1 protein-coding gene is annotated in these 224 nt (G+C 62.5%); it reads right to left on the minus strand.

The window, feature by feature from the left end:
- Positions 1-224, minus strand: a 224-nt coding sequence (locus Q675_RS23415) for a contractile injection system protein, VgrG/Pvc8 family (protein ID WP_036192953.1), incomplete at both ends; no start/stop codon positions are given.

Genomic DNA, 224 nt, shown 5'->3' on the forward strand with positions numbered 1-224 from the left:
GCGGTGAGCAGCCATTCCCGGTTCAGGGTCTGGCTGTCGTGGTCCTGCAGTTCCACTTTGGCGCCGGGGGTGAAGTCCGGGCGGTTGCTTTTGCCGTTGGCCATGGATGCGTCGTTTCTAAGGGCATCCAGTTTGTTCTGGGTGAACGGCTGGCCGCTGGCGTCGGCTTTGTAGCGGCCGGGGTAGTCGTAGTGCTGGTAGTCTTCCCGGTGGTTAACACCGCC

The organism is Marinobacter sp. EN3, from assembly GCF_000475315.1.
Taxonomy (GTDB): domain Bacteria; phylum Pseudomonadota; class Gammaproteobacteria; order Pseudomonadales; family Oleiphilaceae; genus Marinobacter; species Marinobacter nauticus.